This is a genomic window from Rhodopirellula bahusiensis (assembly GCF_002727185.1).
Lineage (GTDB): Bacteria > Planctomycetota > Planctomycetia > Pirellulales > Pirellulaceae > Rhodopirellula > Rhodopirellula bahusiensis.
Genome location: NZ_NIZW01000006.1, coordinates 201,259 through 221,293, shown reverse-complemented (window position 1 = coordinate 221,293; position 20,035 = coordinate 201,259). Strand labels below are relative to the sequence as shown.

The following is a 20,035-nucleotide window of genomic DNA, read 5'->3' as shown; positions in this document are numbered from 1 at the left end:
ACCAAGCGTCAGGGTTTTGCCAACAGAAGGTACGTGCCGCTTTTTCCAGCGACCGCCAGGTCCATTTTGCCGTCGTCATTGAAGTCTTCAGCGATGATTTGCAACCCGGTACCCACGCGGCCTTCGTCAATCACGTGCCGCTGAAAAGATTTTGACGCAACATCGAACGAGTACCAGTAGAGGCAGGGAACTTCTTTCCCGCCCGGGTCTTTGCCATTGTGGGCGTAGTAGCGTTTTCCGGTCACCAAATCCTTTTGACCGTCGCCGTCCAAGTCCACCCAAATCATCGAGTGAGGTTGGCTGAATCGTTGATCGATCTCGTGCTCTTTCCACTGAACTGATCCGGAATCATCGACGCCGGTGTTCTCCCACCACTGCAAACCGTAGTTGTGACCTTCTCCGTAGATCAGGTCTTGGTCGCCGTCTTGGTCAATGTCTTCGATCAGCATCGGCAGGCTGGCATGCAGTTTCCAATCTTGGTGGGCAACCCAAGGTTGCCCCCAGGCGTTCTCTGCGGGTTGTTCGTACCATCCCCATCCGACCAGGATGTCATTCAGGCCGTCACCGTTGATGTCACCCACACCGATTCCGTGGCCATTGAATTGTTCGCCCAAAACGTGGCGTTTCATTTCATAGGCCGGTTTGCCAGCTCCGGTTGGTTCGCTCGGTTCCATTCGCCAGATCACGGTTGGAACTTCGTTTTTCCAGCTGTTCACAATCCACTCGGGACGTCCATCGCCGTCGATGTCTTCGAACAGTTGCCCTTCGTTGGCGGTGGCACCCGTGTCGACCAAAGTGGATTCGGGCCACATTTTTCCGAGCCGCAAATCCTCTTCGCCGGGATTGCGGAACCACTTCACTTCGGTTGGCAAGAACGACCCAGCGATGACATCCAACCGGCCATCCGAGTCGACGTCAAACAAGTAGTCGCCATTGCTTTGAACGTAGCCGTTCCAATCATCGATTGCTCGCAAGGGACGTGGTGCCCAATCGCCGTTGCGGAACCAGTTGCGTCCGGCGACCAAGTCGGTCTTCCCGTCTCCATCGACATCGCCGGCTGCGATCCCTTCGTTTGCATCCATGGTCAACAAACGAATATCAAACTGAACAGATTCCTCTGCCGATGATTCGGCGACTTGGGTCGACAGCGAACCAAGCAAAAAACAACCAGCCAACAAACTACGGAACCACATCAAACAACCACTCCAAGAAGAAGGACGCCACTTTTGCGGTCATTGTAGTTCAAAGCGGACTCTGGCTGGCGGGGTCAGCTCGAACTATCAGATCCGGTTTGCGAAGATGGTTCTAAACCGCGAGTGGTTGGCATCGCTGGATCCGCATTCCATCCGGTGGCTTGTTCCATCGTGGAAATTTCCGAGTTAGCACCGTCGGTGATCAAACGAGCCGATCGATCGTGCGTGACGAACGTCCAACCCCACTGCATCAACACCAGCAATCGGTTGCGGAACAATGTGATGTACATCAGGTGGATGAAAAGCCAAATGAACCAAGCGACAAAACCTTTGGCCTTGTAGCTTCCAATTTGCCCGACCGCAGTGCAGCGTCCGATCACCGCCAAGCTGCCTTTGTCTCGATATCGAAACTCAGGTCGCGGATTGGATTGCAAATCCGCTCGAATGCATTTTGCCGCCTGAGCACCCATCTGCATCGCTGCCGGTGCGAGTCCCGGAACTTCACCGCCTTCCTTCATTTTGACTTGAGCCAGATCGCCGCAGACGAAGACGTTGTCATGGCCGGGGACCGATAGATCTGAGCCGACCGGCACGCGGCCGCCTCGATCCGCATCAATCCCAGCAGCCTCGCAAAGGATCGCTCCCAGTGGGCTTCCCTTCACGCCCGCCGCCCACAACACCGTTCGCGTGTTCAGGCGTTTGACTTCGTCTGTCTCTTTGTTGCGAACCATCACATGAGTGGGTTCGATTTCCACGACCCGGCACTGAGGTTGGATCTCAACCCCAAGTTTCTTCAAATCGGATGCGGCGCGTTGCGGCAAAGGTTCCGGATAAACGTCCAGCGGAGCGTCACCGGACTCGACCAACACGATCCTGGCGTCGGCGGGTCGAATCGATCGAAAGTCGTTTTGCAGAGTGTGACGCGAGATCTCGGCGAGAGCCCCCGCTAGTTCGCAACCGGTTGGTCCGCCGCCAACGATGACGAAAGTCAGCAATTCGTGTATCTCATCGGGGTCGTTGCTGCGCTCGGCGGCTTCGAATGCACCCAAGATCTGACGGCGAATCTCGGTCGCGTTTTCGAGCGTCTTCAGTCCCGGCGCAAGCGGACGCCATTCTTCGCGACCAAAGTAATGATGAATCGCTCCCGTGGCGACAATCAAATAGTCAAACTCAATCGCCGAGTCGGTGGTGTGCACCAGATTGGAATCGAGCGAGATCGACGTGACCTCTTCCAGTATGACGCGAGCGTTCGTCTGTTTTCGAAGAATCCCACGCAACGGAGTCGCAATGTTCGCCGGTGAGAGCTCTCCCGTCGCGACTTGATAGAGCAACGGTTGGAACAAATGAAAGTTGCGGCGATCAAGCAACGTCACCGAAACGTCGACCTTTCGAAGTTCACGTGTCGCTTGCAGGCCCGCGAAACCGCCGCCGATGACGACCACATGAGGTCGTTGCTTTGTTTCGCTGGTCATCGGATCTCTCACTTCACTGGCGAATAGTTTTCAATGCATCATGCCTTTGGCGACGCACCCAATCGTTCCATCAATTCCGGTGGTAGAGAACGTAAATGCAAATCGCGTTGAGGGAAAGCGATCTCCAAACCACTGGCGTTGAACCGCTTGTTGATTTCCGTGTGAAGTTGATGAATCGTTTTCAAACGCTCGTCCAAAGTCGACAAATAGCATCTCAGGACCAAGTTCAGCGTCGAATCGCCGAAGCCCTCGAAGGTCACCACCGGCTCAGGATCTTTCGCGATTCTTTGGTTGTCGTCGCAGATTGCTCGCAACAAATCGCAGGCGACGTCGGTATCGCTACCGTAGGCGACCCCGACATTGACAACGATTCGGTTGGTGCTGTCGGTCAGCGTCCAGTTGACCAATCGTCCCGTGATCAGGTCCTTGTTGGGAATGATCAACTCTTGACGATCCCAGTTCGTCACCGTGGTGGCCCGAATTCGAATCCTGGCCACGACTCCCGTTGTATCGCCGAGCGTGACGACGTCGCCGACGCGAATGGGTTGCTCAAACAGCAGGATCAAACCGCTGATGAAATTCGCGAAAATTTCTTGTAGGCCAAATCCGAGGCCGACGCCCAACGCGGCGACCAACCACTGGATGTTCTGCCAGTGCAGACCGAGTGCTTTGGCGCTCAGCATGATACCGATGATAATCAACGCATAAGTGCCAAGGGTCGTGATCGCGTACCGAGCGGGTTTGTCCAGCGGCAAACGCTCTAGCAAAACCCCTTCGATCAGCCCGGGTAAGTTGCGCACCGACACAAAAGTCAACACGATGATCGGGATCGCGAAAACAATGTTTTTAAGCGTTACCGGCGATACATCTCCTGCTGCATCGGTGGTGGACCAAAGCTTCACTTGATCGAGGTATTCGACCGCCGGCAAGACAGGCGACCACACCAACGCGATGCCAACCAACGCAATGATGAACAGAATTGTCTGCAACAGTCGTGTCGTCTGAGCATTGATTTCCGAGGCTTCCATCGAAGTGGTTGGTTCAATCTCGACTCCGCCCGCTCCCAAGCGTTCCGATTCCTCCAAACGCTCACGGTGAACTGCCATCGTCAAGCGACGGCGATTTGTCAGCAACCAACGATTGACGAATCCGCTGACATAGTAAGTCAGCAAGCAGAGCCAAAGCGTCAAGTAAAGCTGTTCGACTAAGACACTCGCACCACTACTCAGACCGATCAGAGCAATGAAGGCGAGCGACAACGGCACCACCAAAATGAACCCGAACCAGATGAACCTTAGGCGAGACATCCAGCCGTTTGGATTCAGCTGGATATATTTCGAAAAGACACCCGAAGACGGCGAAAAGGATCGCCACAGCACCACGCTGACCAGGACCATCCCCATGACCAACATCACACGGCTGAGGGCCGCCGCGGCTTGCCAGCGACCAAGGTTCTGAGCAATTCCATAGAAGATCAGGATCGGCACACCAATATCGATCAACAATCGCAACCATTTCCGTAAGGGCGCGATGGAGGTTTCATCCGCACCGAAGTGAGCAACGGCCAACCCATCTCGACGCAAACATTGACGCAGCAATTCGATCGGAGTCACCGCGACGGCGGCCAGGTGAAATGCCTTCGCTGTGGCTCGGACGATCGCCTCACTGGCACCCGACGCCAGCAACGCATCGCCAATGATCCAAAGCAATCCGACCAGTGGCAGCACCAAAGCCCAAGACAGCAACGTGGCCGCCAGCGTGGGTTTCAAAGAGACGCTTTGGCGACTGCGGGCGCGTTCGCCGTGCGTTGCAATCCGTCGCCGCAGACGCGAGCCAGCGTAGATGATGGTGAAAATGGCGATCAGCGCGATGGCGATCAATTCCGGGCGGTTGAGCAACCCTTTGAGCACACAACGGCCCAGAAGAATCAAGTTCTCCGGATGAACGATGGCGCGGAAGACCTGCCATGAAACGACCAAATCATTCAAACGAAATGCTGGCTGGCTTTTGATCCAGACGATTTTCGTATCAATGATCGATGTCAGATCGTTGACCAGTCGTTGCTTCTGCTCCAGTTGACTTTGCAGACTGACCATTTGAACGATGTAGTCGCTCAAGTCGGCGATGAATTTGTCGACCAAGCGGATCTCATCTTCCGACAGTTTGCCTTGGGGAATCGAAACACCTTCGATGTTCTCCAGTGACAGCCCAATTGACGAGTTGTCCAAGATCCCTTCGAGCGTCAATTCCAATTGAGTTTGAAGCGCTCGATTGGTCTCGATACTTTTGCGTAGATCGGAGATGCGAGTGGTGATCGGCGACAACGCAGGGAGCTTGTTTTTTAGCAGCAACAACTCGACACCAAGCGTGCTGGACAAACCGCCCGACGCCGAGATGTTGTCATCGATGTCCTTCTTGATTTTGGTGAGTCGCTCCGACAAGCTGCCCACCTCCAAACGCTCGTCGTCGAGCGATCGGCTGATGCGATCCTTTTCTCCGGCGATTCGCATCCACCGGTCTTCGAGCGACAGAATCAAAGACTCGCTTGAATCGCCTCCCTCGGCTTCAACTTTCCGCTGAAAGTCCTTCAAGTCCTTGGCGATTTCGCTCTGTCGTTTTTTGGCGAGGCTCGCTGACCATGCCCGTGCTTTCGCTTCCGCTTCGGTGACCTCCTTTTCCGCTGCCGTTTTCATCAATGGCAGCAGATCACCCTGTGTTTCCAACAGCGTTTGATGTTGCTGGTAGGCGGCCAATCGCTTGCGAGCTTCGTCGAGTTTTGCATTCAGCTCGATCTCTCGAATGGTACGCAGACGCCCGTCTGGATCATCTTTGATTTCACCGATCGTCTCGCCCGAGAGAGTTTCGATGTCCTTTCGGGTTTGCACGATTTGCTCGGGGAGTTTCTCCAACGTCTCTTTCCGAGCGGTGATGTCCGACTCGATCTTTTGCAGCTTGCTTCGAGCCGCGTCCAAGCTGAGATTGGCTTCTGCCTGTTTCTGCTGGATCTGTTCGATCGCCATGTAGCGATCCACTTCGATCGGCTGCAACGAGACTTCTTGGCTCGCGAGCGTCTTGTAGCGTTTCTTCTCTTCCGCCATCGACAGCAGCGATTTTTCATACGATGCGACGCGATTGACGGCATCTTGTCGAGCCGTCAGCACGGCCTGGAGACTCTTGAGAGATTCCAACAACCGATTCTTTAGCATCGTGTCCATGGTCGCGTCGTTGTTCACGGAATCGATTTCCGCTGCAACGGCTTCCACTGTGCTCAGGTCGCTCGTCAGTTTGGGTTTGGCATCCGCGGTGCCGCCTCCGGTCGCCGGTGTACCGGTCGCGTCATCGGCTTGGAACGGCGTGTAAGCCGCGACTTGCAAAATCGATTGCGCAGGAGATGCCGAATTTTGGATGTTCGGCGACGCCGGAATCGGTGTCGCGTCCTGAGCGTTTGCGTTACCGGAAATTGCCGCGATGAAGCAGCCTACCAGCACCCAACGAAGTGACATTGGGAACGCCGATTGACGATTGGATTGTGAACAACCGGAAACGATGGATGGTCCGTCAAGGAGCATGTTGGATCGTCGGAACGAGGTGTTGGTGATAAAGCAGTGGGAATGAAAAAAACAGGTCGCTAAAGTGTCTCGAAAAGCCGTTCGCGACCGAAAGCCCAAACCCATTCGTCGAGATGATTCCGATCAAGTTCTGTGTGCGTCTGAGCGGAAGGCGAAAGCGGGCAGGTCAAATCGCGTGCCGTTTCGACCTTCACCGGGGAATTCGAAATGGCGATGCGAGTTGCACGTTGACTTTGGCGACCGAATTTTGGTAGCTGAATCGAACATGAACGAGTTATTCCCACGCGCCGTCGTCCCCACTGCCTCACCGCGAAAAATTTTCGCGGTGCCACGTTCGCGATGGTGGTTGGTCAGCGGCTTCGCGATTGCTTGGTTGGCAGTCGGGTGGTTTGGTTCCGCAATGACCGCATTCGCTCAAACCGACGAAGCAGAAAGCGGCAAATTTGTGCTGCTTCGAAACGATCGTGTTCTTCGAGGCGATGTTCAGATCGCCGGAGAATCCGTCATCGTGCGCCGCGGCGGATCTGAAATCCGAATGCCAGCGAAGGAAGTCATCGGTGCGCGAGACAGCTTGGAATCTCTATTCGAGCTTCGGGAGCAATGGTTTGCCGCTCGAACTTCTTCGCGACCCATTCAGCGAGCTTTGTCCGCGGCCCGTTGGTGCATCGATCATGGGTTGAATCGACAGGCGGCTCAACAATTGATGGTCGTCTACCACGCGGACCCGGAGAATTCCGAGGCACAGCACTTGGAATCGCGGCTTCGCAATCTGACTCGTCCGGAAGAACCCAAACAAAACACGAGCGAAGTTCAACAGGCCAGCTTCGTCGAAGCGGACAGTGAAATTCAAAGATCGTCTGAAATATTAAATCCGTCTCAACCAGTTGACCCGCTGCATAGTGAGGTCATGAACTCATGGTTGCTGCATGCGTTCACCGCTCGGGTACAGCCAATTCTTCTGGCCAAATGTGCCCAATGCCACGACCAGTCGCTGAGCGATGCTCCGGGCAATTTTGCGTTGTCTCGTCCTGTGCATTCCAGCCGCCCAGGTCGTCAAATCACAGAAGCAAACTTGCGGGCGATCCTGAAACTCTGCGATCCCGGCAAATCCGCGGCTAGTCCTTTGGTTGTGATGGCGAAGAAGGATCACGGCCCCAAGTCATCGCCGCGTCAGCATGCGACCGGCATGCCCGCCGACTCTGTCTTGATGAAAACGCTCGAAAGTTTTGTGGACCAACTTCCTCTGCGAAGCGAACTGAAAGTTGCTGAGGAAGATCCCGTTTTCGAGGAAACGGCAAAAGCAAGTGACCCAAGCATGGTCGCTCCCGCTTCCTTCGTCGATGAATCAACCAGCGCCGAAGACGCTGGCGATCCACGCGACACATCATCGCAATGGTCACCGCCCGGCAACGCGAAGAAAGATGGTCCCTCACGTCCGGTGCGTTTGCCGAGGGTGGAACAGCCTCTCTCCAAGGATCTGTTCAATCGCCAAACAGAACTGATCGAAATGTTTCGCGGAACGATGCATTCGCAGGCCGAGTAATTTGCTTGCTCGGATGAGGTTCCTCGGTTCTGGCTGATTCGCAGCGAACCTTTGACATCTCGTGTTCTCTTGTTGTTCAATCAATCCCATGAATGAACTCAATCGGACCAGTGCAATGGACACGATGCACGAGATGTTGGAAGTCAGCGGACCCGCGACGGCAACCTTGCCTGTCGGCGGAGGATGCTCGCCTATCACTGTGATCGGAACCGATCCCATTCGGCAGTCGTTTGGTGGCCAGACTTTCCAGCAGGCGATCAACAGTCGTCTGGCACCGGGGGTGTCACAGGTTGTGCTGAATCCTGATGCACACGTTGGCTACGGTGCGCCGGTTGGTTGCGTGATGGTTTCGCCAACGCATGTTTACCCAGGTCCCGTGGGCGTGGACATCAAGTGCAGCATGAGTTTGTTGCAAACCGATTTGCCTGAGGACGAGATTGCGGATTGGAAGATGCGTCGCCGTGTAATTCAAGCAATCGCGAAAAGGGTTCCCACCGGTGCCGGTCGCGGTCAGCGACATGTCCCCAAGAGCCGAAGCGTCGATGGTCCGCTTGGATTCCAGGTGGCAACCGAAGGTGCGTCAAAGTCGGTTCTGAAAACGCTCGGCATCCCTAAGTCTTGGGCCAATCGCTGCGAAGACGCATCGCACACCGCTCCGGATGGATCGGTTGACACTCTCGCAGCGAGACTCGAATGGATGGGACGAGAACGCGACAAACGCGATCGGATCGAGAGCAAGTTTCGTCAATTGGGGAGCTACGGCGGAGGCAACCACTTTGGTGAAGCCGAGGTCGTCACGTTGGCACAGTGCCCCAAACTACGATCGATTGGTGAACAGTGGGGACTGCGTAACGGTCGCGTCGCGTTCTTGTCTCATTGTGGGTCGCGTGGGTTTGGCCACGATTTGGCGATGGGGCAATTCCGAGCGATGAAGTCGCACTTTCAAACCAACGGCATTGCATTTCCGGCTGGTGATCCGCAACTGTGCTACGCCGAGGCGGGATCACCCGAAGGCCAACGTTACCTGTGTGACATGGCGATGGGAGCCAACTTTGCAACGGTCAACCACATGCTGATCAATCAGTTGGTTCTCGAATCGTTCCGCGAAGTTTTCCCGGGAATCCAAGGTGAGTTGATTTACTTCATCAGTCACAACATCGCTCGCCAAGAACCGGTCGATGGGCGCCAGCAATGGGTTCATCGAAAGGGAGCGACACGGGCTTTGCCGGCGGGGCACGAACAACTGGCGGGTACCGAATTCGCATCGACGGGTCACCCGATTTTGTTACCCGGGAATCCACGCGATGGTTCCTCGATCATGGTCGCGCGACCCGGTGCATCCGTGTCGGCGTTCAGCGTGAACCACGGTGCGGGGCGACAACTCAGCCGCACCAAGGCGAAGAAGAACCTGAACCAATCGACGGTCGACAAGAACCTGCTCGACCACGACGTCATCAGCAATTGCCGGGTCTATCCACGAGACGAAGCACCCGATGCGTACAAAGACTTCACGGAGGTTCTTAAGAGTGTCACTCAGGCGGGACTCGCCGATGAAGTCGCACGGTTGAAAGCTAAGTTCGTGCTCAAGGACGGTGCCCCCGCCGATGATTGAGTCAGCGCAAATCGCCGGCGGTTCGATTGGATCCACCGGCGTTCTCGTAAGCTAGCTCGATGATGTCGTTGGTTTGCTTGCCCCGGAAACCATTGATTTTCGGGGCGCGTTTTTGCTCGAGCGACAGCGTGAAGTCTTCGATCAACGGTGCGTGCAAGTTCTCGGCGGGCGGATGAGATTCTTGCGTGACTCCTTCGGAGTGAAACCGATTCAGTTCGTCGCCGTTGAGGTCTTCGATGGTGACTCTTCCTTCGGTCCCGATGACTTCCAATCGATCGGGAGTGTTGACGGTGCCAAAGTAGGTTTGCAACACGCCGTGAACGCCGTTTTTGAATTGCATCAACAGGGTTGCCACCTGCTCGGCCTCGAAGTCAGGCGAATCGATGACGCTAGATTGAACCGTTTGAACTTCGCCGAATAGGTACAAGAACAGATCCAATCGATGGCTGCCGATGTCCATCAACGGGCCCCCGCCACCTCGGTCGGTGATGACTCGCCAATCATCAACCGGAAAACAATTTGGATTGCCAGTCACGCAGGCGATCGACAGCACACGGCCCAAGGCTCCTGATTCGATCAGTTGCTTGATTCGCTCCACCGCGGGATAGAAACGCCGGTAATAGGCGACGCCAAGAGTCACTCCCTCCCGCTCGCACGCTTCGATCATGCGTTGGCATTGTTCAGGATCGATCGCCATTGGTTTCTCGACCAAGACATGCTTGCCCGCGTTTGCCGCCGCGATTGTTTGTGGGCAATGGCAATCGACAGGCGTGGCGATGTAGACCGCGTCGACCTCCGGCGATTCGATCAACTGCTGCGAATCAGTGAATCGATGAGGAACGTTGTGCTGGTTCGCAAATTGATGCAATTCGCGCTCGCTGCGTCGGCAAACAGCGACCAATTCCGAGCGAGAGTCACTCTGGATGGCCGCCGCGACGCGTTTGTGGGCGATGTCACCGGTGCCGATCAGTCCCCAGCGGATTGTCATGGAGATTCACTTCTTTTCAATGAGTTGTGCACTGGAGATTGTCCGCTGGATCAGCGGTTGGCGGCCGCAGCCGTTTGAGCTGCATCGCTGATCGCGTCAACGTTTTCGATCACCAAGAAGTGACCGTGGTCGCTGGTGACGAACACAGCCGTGTCATCCCACGCTTCGTTCTCTTCCACCCAATTCACGATGGTTCCGAAGGCGTCATTGCCACTGAAGACAGCTCCGATGCTGCTGTCCAAATTATTCGCGTGGTTGGCCCAGTCGACATCGCCTGCTTCGACCATCAACCAGAAGTCGGACTTTTCGTCCGAGCCCTTCTGCGGAGCGGATAGGAAGTCCAAGGCGGACTGCGTCATGTCAGAAACCGTTGGGTTCTCCACGACGTCGGCACGGGTGTAACGCTCCGTTCCCTTGACATCGAAGGTTGGATTGAAGTTGCCATCTGCGGTTTGGAATGGGAGGTGACCGCCTTTGGTGCCAAAGAAACCAAGCAGGCGTGCCTCTTCTTTGATCGCCTTTTCGGTTGCAGTCTTCAAAACGTCCACTCCGGACTCTCCTTCGGTTCGTTCAGCGACAACGTAGGAGTTTGGCTTTCCTGCTTTGTAGTTCTTCTTCAGAGCATCTCGATCGGATTCATGAAAGTACTTGTTGCCTTTCAAGAAGTTGTCGCCTTGTGATTTGTCTTCGCCCGTGCCTTCTCCCCATCCACCGCCGATCAGTAGATCCAAACCCGGCAAAGGTTCTTGACGGTGAGACGACGATGGCAATCCAACTAGGTCGCGAGTGATGTCTTGATAGTCCTGGCGAATGACGTTGTTGGCATACGCTGATGCCGGTGTTGCATGGCTGACGGGAACGCTGGTCACCGCCCCGACTTTGAAGCCATCGGCTTGCAACTTACGAGCGATTGGAACCGCGTGTGATCCATCGGGCATCACGTTGATCGAACCGTTGTAGGTCTTCACGCCAGACATCAAACTGGTCGCTGTTGCGGCTGAATCGGCGACCGTGTGAGGCACCAATCGGTCTTGGCCGATCACATAATCACGACGTGATTGTTCGTGCCAAGGCATGCGTCCTCCACGATCGGGTGAATACCCGCCGGTGGAATCGTTGCTGGGGGCGGTGATCGTTTGTGAGTTGACATCGATCTTGGCACTGGAGGCGAATGGTGTCGTGACCAAGAAGGTGAAGTCTGTTTTTGTGCCTCGGTAGTCTTGGAAGATCAGGCCGGTTCCGCGTCCACTGTCATAGCGATTGCTTTGGTTGTGATAAAGCGAGGCCGCTCGGGTGGTCGGCCAATCCATTCCATCGTAGACGACCAGAATCACGTGTCGCTTGCCCGATTTGACCGCAGCCATCTGCAAGTCGTAGACGTCGACTTGATCGTAGTAATTCGCGTTTGGGTTGAGCGACTCTTCGTCCACTCGCCCAAAATGTTCCTTCATTCGTTCCGGGTTGCTGTACAGGCTTCCCTTTTCTCGAAGGTCATTCAGGGTGTACCCAAACGTGTACAGCGGCACCATCCGGTTGCTGTGGTTGGTCCACGTGCTGTACTTCTTTGGGTTGCTGCCCCAGTGACCCCAGGGAGCGGATTGTTCCTTGATCGCATTGGATTGCATTTCACGCAAAGGATCGACCACCGGTTCACCCGAGGTCGTCACTCCAGGTGCTCTCGCGTCATCAATGTCGACCAAGCTTTTGGCTTTCTCGAGCAGCTTGGCAACCGTTTCCTCGCCAGAAGCGGGCATGGCCAAAAAAGAAGCGAGCAGACAGGCAACGAATTGTAATCTTGTCGAGATCATTGAATCGCGAATTGGTGGGGCGGGACGTTCGGGGTGGGGTGAGGAATTAAGTGACATCATGTCTTCAAAATTCCACTCGTCAAACGGGGCAATGGCGAAGATCGTAATAAGAAACGATTCAGAAGTGTCCTCGAAATTCTGGCGACGACTCACAACCGAAGGGAGCGTCTACCCCGGTTGGCGCCGCACGTTAGTCAAAGGGCGACGATTAGAGGGAGTCTGATCCTCGACAAGTGCAAAGGAGGTGACATTCTACGCCACCACCCTGGCAAAATTCCTTGACGACCGGTTCTAGCAATCGTACCCTCACAGTCACTGCTCTGGACGTGATCTTCCAGAGAACGGGCCACCAACGCACGGAGGAATTGCATTGGTATGACGAGCGCAAAACCCGATCTTCGAAGGGACGCACCCCTGGGTGCTCCCGACGCTTTGGTCCGGGATGGTGAAAACGCCTCCCAGACAATTTTGATCAATGCAGCCTTCCTGCAAGAGATCAAGGACAGCAACCCAAATCTGTGGCACGCCGCCAGCGAATTGCGGGCGATGTGTGAAACGGATGAGTGGGACGCTGAGTCGACCACCCGCGACCAAATCAAACAATTCGTCCGAGCACTTGGCGAGTTGCGGGATCTGATCTCGCTGCAGTTTGGCTTGGAAGAGTCGTACGGTTACCTGCACGCCGCGGGGCCTGCCCCCCAGTTGGCTCCCCTCCAGCCGGATTTCGCCGACGTGCAGCGGCAGTTGCACCAGGCCCTCGAGCAGCACTGCAGGCTCTATCTGGACCTTTGTGATCTCGTCGAGCAGTCCGAGGAATTACAATATCGAGGTTGCGATCGCCCCGCTTTGCTGGCTTTCGCCGAACAAGTTGCACAATTCTCTCGTGAGATGACCCGTCATGAACGTCTCGAAGCCGAACTGATCGAAAGGGAGCAGTCGAATGCTAGGTGATTCACGCACGAAACCAATGGAGATTCTGTTGGTGGAAGATGGACTGGTCGATGCGAGAGTAACCATTCACGCTCTGCGACGAAGCGGCTTGCATCACCGATTGACGCTGGTCCGCAGCGTTCACGAAGCCATATTGTTCATGAAACGGACGGGGATTTTCGCGCGGGCGCCGCGTTTGGACCTTCTGTTGTTGGACATGATTCTTCCCGATGGCACTGGAATCGATGTTCTCGAAGAGATGTCCGAGCTGCAATCGGACTCGTCTCGCGTCACGACCGTGGTGCTGACCGCATGCGAAGATGCGTCCTATCGCACACGTTGCGACGAGCTGGGAGTGTACGACTACATTCAAAAACCAGTCAGTGAAGACGAGTTCTTGCGTGTCGTTCGAGATCACAAGAAGCTGATGATTCACCTGCAACAAGCCGCGGTGACCGCAGCAGCCGGGAACCACAGTCGCTCGCCCTCGGGCACATTGCGAGCCTAGACCCGATCAGCTGACTGATCGGTGCCGATTCGCAATCGAATCGGTGATTCGCTGCCGCGAAATGTCCACTTCGGATTCATCGTCATCATTGGCCTGATTGACGTTCTGCCTCGCCAGCTGATGGCGAACGGCCCTATCCGAAGCACGTGAATCCGTCCGGCGTTCGCGATTTGGAACCGGGCATGAGCCCGCATGCTGCGGTGGTTGGCGGGATTGATCGCTGCCCAAACGGCCACCGCTTTCTTAGGGTCGGGCAATACGCTGGATGAGAGCACCTCATGAAGTAGCGTTGAATAGGCACCGCGACCTCGAACGTTTGGCAACAGTCTTGCGGCAAAGAGCCAATGCTGGTGCTCCGACAATTCAATTTGCAGATGCAAATCGGATTCGTCGAACCGTTTGGCTGCGAGCCACACGCCACCGACAATTACTTTCTCGGGGTGAACTTGGTCGCTCGACGAGAGGTTCGGTTCTCGACTCTCATCAAGGAACAGACCGTAAGCCTGGAACGACGGCTCGCTCGAGATGTTGTTGTTACTTGGTTCGCTTGCTCGCTGAGGTGGACTCCGCTGATACAGCGTCACGCGTTCGACGGCTTCGATCTCATCGCGTGAATCAACCTTGCGAGCGAGGTAGGCACCCGCTTCGGTTCGGTGAGCCAATCCGTGAGCGTTGGCTGGGGCGCCAAGCCGAACGATTTCCATGCACCGGTATCGAAGGCACCACGCAGGGACGATGCGGCACCAAAGAATTCCGAGCGTGTATCGCAGGCCTCGACCTGCCATCGCTATCGACTCATCGCGGCTTGGCGAATTTGACGAACCAAATCAGCATCGGGACTGTTCAGTGTCATCACCTGTTCGCGTTGCTGGCCATTGGGATCCCGTAAAATCACGATCATTTCGGTTGCGGCACCTGCGGTTGCTGCACCGAACTGGCGGCCGCTCGCACCGTTTTGGCTGGGGGCGTTGAGTGCTGGTTCGCCAACGAATTGATTCGAAGGTGGCGAAGGAGCCGACTCGGTCGATGCCAGGTCGTTGCTGACGGGAGCGGCGGGGCTGCCTTGATACAAACGCCCCAGTTGAATCCGTTCCAATTGCCAGTGGACCGAACCTGGTCCGGTGTAAATGCCCAAGTCAGATTTGTAGTCGGCTGCATTGCACACACCGATCAACACGCCACGGTCGTCAAACAAGCCACCACCGCTGCGGCCATCAATCGGGGCACCGTCGATCTCAAGATTGGACATGCCCAGGTTTTGGTTGTATTTGTCGACACCAGTGATTCGGGTGTCGCGACGACTTGGGTCATCGCCTCGATCGCATCCATAGCTGAATGCGGTTTGTCCGACTTTGACCTTCTCGCCTTCTTGAATCACCTTCACGGGAGTGACTGGGAAACCAGGTCGAATGGCAACCAGACCGATGTCGCGGTCGCCAGCGTCGTAATCGACCACTTGGCCTTCGACGGTGCGGACTTCACCAGCGACAAACAGGTCCACTTCGATTCGGTCTTTGCCTTCGCCATCACGGAACAAGTGGCCGCATGTCAGCACCAAGGCTTCGTCGCCGTTGGTGTCGATGATCGTTCCGGTGCCGGCGCCGTATCCGCGACCGTCGAAGACTCGCAAGCGAACCGTTGCGGCTTTTGCGTTCTCAATGGCGCCCGCCAGCGACATGCTGGGCATCGGCTCCATGGCGGCATCGCGAGCGCTGACCAAGCGTTCGGAGGATCCGTTAGCGTTGTTCATCGATTGCCAATCGCCAGCGAAATTTGAACCGCTGTCGGCTCGCTCTTTTCGGATTGCTCGGCGTGGGCTGTGATCGACGGCGTTTTGTCCGGAGGTCAGGGGGGCCAACCGGGTTTGAGGTTCGTTCCAAGCTTGTTCGGTCGAAGAACTGCGTGTGGGAATCAGGGGCCCAGCAGCGGATTGGTTCAAGGCGGCAGAGAGTTCGCTCACTGATTGAACGCCCAGCAATCGCGTGACTTCTTTTCCTTCGCGAAGGACCACATAGGTCGGTGTGCTGCGGATTCCAAACCGGCGGGCCAAGTGAGTTTCGCTGCCGACATCGACTTGGCGGACGGGGACTCCGCGAGCGATCAGTTCGGAAACGACCGGCTTCATGGCCAAGCACGGTCCGCACTGAGCCGAGGAAAACTCCAGCAAGACGGCGTCAGTCGCGAAGGCGGATGAGGCGATCGCCGCACATGAGAAACACACGGCCATGAACTGAATCATGAGATGTTGGGCAAACCAACGAAATTGCCGTGATCGGTCGAGAACGCCAGCCAGTTGATGAGTCGTTTGCACTCTCGTCCCTCCTTGGACGATGGAATAGTTCGTTCAGCACAAAGCGTCCCTGAGCTCTCCCTCACCATCCTTGGCGACGAAGAAACGACTTTGTGTCCGTCGCGCGATGGTCGGACATCCTCACGAACCACGGCAACCCCAATTGAATTGGCCATCCGCCAAAACTTGAGCGTTTCTGACGAGAATTCCAAAAAAATTGAACGAGCCAACGTTTTCGCGAAACGATTGATTTCAGTTGGGAACTACTCGGCCTTCTCCAATCCCGTCGCTTTCGCGTCTTTTTCAGCTTCTTCAGCCAATCGCTTCGCCGCGGCTTTCTTCGCAGCCGCGTTTTCTTTCTCGGCTTTTGCATTGGCTGCTTTCTCGGCCGCTTCCAAGTCAGCTTTCTCAGCCGCGGCGGGGTCCGAGATATAGGGCTTTCCAGCTCGATATCGGTCCAAGATTTTGCCCGCGAATTCTTTGGCGTCTTCGGGAGCCGACTCGACTACCTTTTCTTGCCAACCAACCGCTTCCTTGAATTCCCCTTGAGCCGCGAGCGCCGCCGCCAATGCGGACAGGTCGCTGACGTTGCCGTAGCCATTGAGTTCGCAGGCCTTTTTCGCGGCTTCAACGGCGGCGTCAGCGTCTCGCAACGATTTGTCGTCGGTGGTCGCCAACAACCAAGCTCGGTTCTGGTGGGCCAACCCGTATTCGGGAGCCAACTCGATCGCCTTCTCGTAATCCGTGAGCGCGTCCTTCGCTTTGCCAAGCTGGTAACGGTTGTATCCGCGATTGTTCCAGGCGACGGGGTCTTTCTCGTTCAACTCAAGCGCCGCTGAAAAATCGGCGGCGGCCGCGGCGTATTCGTGCTGCTGAAAACGGATGTAGCCTCTGCCCATGATCGCCGCGACGTCTTCCGGGTTGTCGTCGACAATCGCGTCGTAGTCCTCGATGGCTTTTTCCATCTCACCGGCGGACTTGTAAGCCAAAGCTCGCTGCCGAAGTAGCCCCGCGTTGCCCTCTCGTACCTCGAGAGCTTCGGTGTAGTCGCCGATTGCGGCTTCGAATTCACGCTGAGCCATTCGAACGGCGGCTCGATTGATGAGAGGGGTGATGTCCTCGGGATCGAGCTTCAACGCACGTTCGTAGTCTTTGATGGCGGACTCATGTTCGCCGCGAGCCGCGAAAAACAGGCCTCGGCTGCTGTAGGCGTGAGCGACTTCGTAGCCCTTGTCGATGGCTTCGTTGAAGTCCTCCATTGCCTTTTCTTGTTTGCCCAGTGCCCACCATGCCGACGCGCGGAGCGTGTGGTAGCGGCCCTCCTCGGGGAATTCTTCGATCAGATCCGTGTAGATCTCGGTCGATTCAGCCAGCTCGACCGCGTTGACTTTGTCGACGGCACCGCGAGTCCCATCGTGGGTCACGATCACATAATCTTCCCCGCGATCTTCGACGACGGTCAGCAGATCACCTTTGGCGATGACATCGACGACCTTGTCTTCTTTCGCGAATTGCATTTCGACGCGAGCGACGACCGGTTGGCCTGGTTTGGCTGCGACGCAGAGTCCGGGACTGATCCAGCAAACCGTGGCGATTGCGAAAGCGGAGGATCCGATGCGGACGGCCCAACGGAAGGAATCAAATAGGGCGTTCATAGGTTTCTTCGGGGTGCAGGATTCGGTTGAGGCCGGATCGTCGACTGTCTGGCAGTCTCAAAATGGAATCCTCCAGCGATCGATTCAAAGGAGGACCCAGCGTGCCAACAAGAAATTTATCAACCGGAAACTCCTCTCACGAGGGACACCGCGAGCGAAATGGGAATCTTCCCGACATTTCCCCGCGGCGAAAGTTTCCTTCGCACGGTTTCGACGCCCAAGGTGGTTGACCCACGCAAATCTGCGTGCTGTAGGATGTTTGTGCGGAATGCAATGATTGTGCCCATTGCAACAATTAGGCACTTTTTTGCGACCTGAACGATTGTAACGCTCTGTGGCTGATCTACTCTGTTGCAACAGAGTAGCGGCCGGGCCCCCCGGGGCGGTCACAAGACCTTTGGTTTGCGTCCGTCGAAGTGTTGATCGGATGACGATTGCCCGCACCCTTTGATTCACACCCTTCACGTGTGCCGTCGGACTTCGATTGGCATTCGTTTCCGTCGTTGTTTATGACTCTTTGAGGATTTCTCCAGTGAAGTTTGGATCCACTTTCGCAGGCATTGCTGCAGCATGCCTCGCCTCCATGGTGGCAACCGCCATGGCTCAATGTGTTCCGTGCGGCGGATGTTCCGATCCGTGCGGCGTTTCGGCCCCCGTGGTCAGCAGCGGTTGCGGCGGAGCGATTGGTTGCGGCCAAGGCTATGTCGTTCCCAGCCAAACGTATTCGACCGGTGTCGCTTACAGCAGCGGCCCGTCCGTGATGAGCGGTTCGGTCGTCACTTCATCGGTGCCCGTTCGCGAAACCATTTGCGAACCTGTCGTCGGCTATCGCGTGGTCATGAAGCCGACCTACGTGACCGAATCTCGCATGGTCAACGTGACCGAGAGCCAACCGGAAACTCGCTTCCGCACCAAGACTGTCTACAAGACTGTTCCTGTGACGGAAGAAAAGTACCGCACCAAAGTGGTCAACGTGCCAAAGACGGACACGAAGACAATCACTTACTCGGTTCTGGTTCCCGTGAAGGAAGAGAAGCAAGTCGAAGTCACCGAGTCGGTTCCACAGTGGTCGGAAATTCCGGAAGAGTACACCGTTCGCGTTCCAACCTTGGTCGACGTTCCTGAGACCTACACCGTCAAGGTTCCAAAGTTGGTTGACGAAACCTTCACTTACACCGTCAACGTGCCACAAGCCGTGACGACGCAAAAGACTCGAACGGTTGTCAATGCTGTTCCAGTTACCAAGAGCCGTACCATCGAAGTCGCCGTTCCTAAGACCACCATGCAAACGGTCACCAAAGACTACGGTCACTGGGAACAACAAGTCGTCGAAGTTGCAGCAGCACCGGTTGCAACCAACGTCGCCTACGTCGGCGGTTGCGGATCATCTTCGTCTGTTTCATCTGCCTGTGGCGGATCCTGCGGACGTCGTTGTGGCGGATGTGGATCGTGCGGCGGTTGCGTTTCGAAGTGTGGCGGTTGTGGCAGTGGTTGCGGCCAAACCTACGCCGGTTGCGGTGGCGGAGTCTCTTACTCAGCACCTGCGTCGACCGCTTGCGGATCAACGACCAGCACCATCACCAAACGCGTTTGGGTCCCCAACGTTGTTACCGAAGAAGTCCCTGTCACGACCAGCACGACCGAATCGCAAATCGTGAACTACACCGTGTACGAACAACAAGCGACCCAGGTCCCTTACGAGTGCACGACAATCGTCTATCAACCTGAGACTCGTACCGGATCAAAGCAGGTCGTTCAGTACGTGGACGAAACCCGCACACGCACACGCAAAGAAGTCCAGTACAACGAAGAAACTCGGACTCGTGTTCGCAAACAGCTGACTTACACGTCGGTCACCAAGACCGAAACGATTCCTTACGTCACCTACAAGACGGAAGAACGTACCAAGGAAGTCAGCTTCACTTACAACGTGCCTGAGTACACGGTCGAACCTTACTCGACCACTCGCTACGACCAAGTTGCCGAGCAAGTCGTTGAAGAGTACACGATCAGCGTTCCCGTCACCGTGACGAAAGAAAAGAAGGTCCAAGTCTGCAAGATGGTTCCGACTTTGGTCGAAGAATCCTTCACGCCTTGTGCCGCACCAGCCGCCATCGGTGGCAGCTACTCGGCACCTGCCATTAACGTGGGACCATCGGTCATCATGGGTGGCAGTGGAGCAAGCGGATGCAGCACTCCAATCCACTACCAATCGGCACCGTCGGTTGGCAGCGGGTGTGGAAGCTGTGGCGCAACGGTCAGTGCATCACCTTGCACCGGCTGCTAGTTCGTGACTTGAATCTTGGCTCACTGTTGCGTGGGCAAAACGACTCCAAAACGCTTGGCCGAGATACTCCACTCGGCCGGCAACGAACCCGTCCGCGATTTTTCGCGGGCGGGTTTTTCTATGCGCAGTCGCCCGAGTGATTCAGGCGATATTAGAAACTCCTGTTGGCAGAATGCATTT

13 protein-coding genes are annotated in these 20,035 nt (G+C 55.9%); 5 read left to right on the top strand and 8 right to left on the bottom strand.

Going from position 1 to position 20,035, the window contains the following annotated elements; genetic code table 11:
- Window positions 1–8 precede the first annotated feature (8 nt).
- The 3 genes from CEE69_RS08695 to CEE69_RS08685 all read right to left on the bottom strand — a co-directional run bounded on the left by CEE69_RS08695 (window position 9) and on the right by CEE69_RS08685 (window position 6,168).
- Complete coding sequence (locus tag CEE69_RS08695; protein WP_199169830.1) at window positions 9–1,193, bottom strand: FG-GAP repeat domain-containing protein; 1,185 nt, start codon at window positions 1,191–1,193, stop codon at window positions 9–11.
- Window positions 1,194–1,267: 74 nt separating this feature from the next.
- Window positions 1,268–2,665, bottom strand: a complete 1,398-nt coding sequence (locus tag CEE69_RS08690) for an NAD(P)/FAD-dependent oxidoreductase (protein WP_099260293.1) — start codon at window positions 2,663–2,665, stop codon at window positions 1,268–1,270.
- A 38-nt stretch (window positions 2,666–2,703) separates the two neighbouring features.
- Window positions 2,704–6,168, bottom strand: a complete 3,465-nt coding sequence (locus tag CEE69_RS08685; RefSeq protein ID WP_390179967.1) for a mechanosensitive ion channel domain-containing protein — start codon at window positions 6,166–6,168, stop codon at window positions 2,704–2,706.
- Window positions 6,169–6,499: 331 nt separating this feature from the next.
- Between CEE69_RS08685 and CEE69_RS08680 the strand changes: the two genes are divergently transcribed.
- A complete protein-coding gene (locus tag CEE69_RS08680; protein WP_099260468.1) occupies window positions 6,500–7,777 on the top strand; it encodes a hypothetical protein in 1,278 nt (425 codons plus the stop codon).
- Between the two features lie 88 nt (window positions 7,778–7,865).
- Complete coding sequence (locus CEE69_RS08675) at window positions 7,866–9,389, top strand: RtcB family protein (RefSeq protein WP_099260291.1); 1,524 nt, start codon at window positions 7,866–7,868, stop codon at window positions 9,387–9,389.
- Window position 9,390: 1 nt separating this feature from the next.
- On the opposite strand, the gene CEE69_RS08670 is transcribed toward CEE69_RS08675, so the two are convergent.
- Window positions 9,391–10,377: a Gfo/Idh/MocA family protein gene (locus CEE69_RS08670; RefSeq protein ID WP_099260290.1), complete on the bottom strand. Its 987-nt coding sequence runs from the start codon at window positions 10,375–10,377 to the stop codon at window positions 9,391–9,393.
- Window positions 10,378–10,427: 50 nt separating this feature from the next.
- Entirely contained in the window at window positions 10,428–12,185 is a 1,758-nt protein-coding gene (locus CEE69_RS08665; RefSeq protein WP_099260289.1) for an alkaline phosphatase, read from the bottom strand.
- A 375-nt stretch (window positions 12,186–12,560) separates the two neighbouring features.
- On the opposite strand from CEE69_RS08665, the gene CEE69_RS08660 reads away from it, so the two are divergent.
- Window positions 12,561–13,136, top strand: coding sequence for a hypothetical protein (locus CEE69_RS08660; protein WP_233215061.1), 576 nt, complete (start codon window positions 12,561–12,563; stop codon window positions 13,134–13,136).
- Window positions 13,126–13,623, top strand: a complete 498-nt coding sequence (locus tag CEE69_RS08655) for a response regulator (RefSeq protein WP_099260288.1) — start codon at window positions 13,126–13,128, stop codon at window positions 13,621–13,623. Before CEE69_RS08660 ends, CEE69_RS08655 begins: the two co-directional genes overlap by 11 nt.
- Here CEE69_RS08655 and CEE69_RS08650 read toward each other — a convergent pair.
- The 3 genes from CEE69_RS08650 to CEE69_RS08635 all read right to left on the bottom strand — a co-directional run bounded on the left by CEE69_RS08650 (window position 13,620) and on the right by CEE69_RS08635 (window position 17,568).
- Window positions 13,620–14,327: a hypothetical protein gene (locus CEE69_RS08650; protein WP_233215060.1), complete on the bottom strand. Its 708-nt coding sequence runs from the start codon at window positions 14,325–14,327 to the stop codon at window positions 13,620–13,622. The genes CEE69_RS08655 and CEE69_RS08650 overlap by 4 nt on opposite strands.
- A gap of 83 nt (window positions 14,328–14,410) precedes the next feature.
- The gene (locus tag CEE69_RS08645; protein ID WP_099260286.1) at window positions 14,411–15,934 is read right to left on the bottom strand and encodes a trypsin-like peptidase domain-containing protein; all 1,524 of its coding nucleotides are present in this window, start codon (window positions 15,932–15,934) and stop codon (window positions 14,411–14,413) included.
- Window positions 15,935–16,176: 242 nt separating this feature from the next.
- Window positions 16,177–17,568 (bottom strand): tetratricopeptide repeat protein, encoded by a 1,392-nt coding sequence (locus CEE69_RS08635; protein WP_099260285.1) that lies wholly within the window; start codon window positions 17,566–17,568, stop codon window positions 16,177–16,179.
- A gap of 598 nt (window positions 17,569–18,166) precedes the next feature.
- Here CEE69_RS08635 and CEE69_RS08630 point away from each other — a divergent pair.
- Window positions 18,167–19,855: a ferredoxin gene (locus CEE69_RS08630; protein ID WP_099260466.1), complete on the top strand. Its 1,689-nt coding sequence runs from the start codon at window positions 18,167–18,169 to the stop codon at window positions 19,853–19,855.
- The last annotated feature ends 180 nt before the right edge of the window (window positions 19,856–20,035 follow it).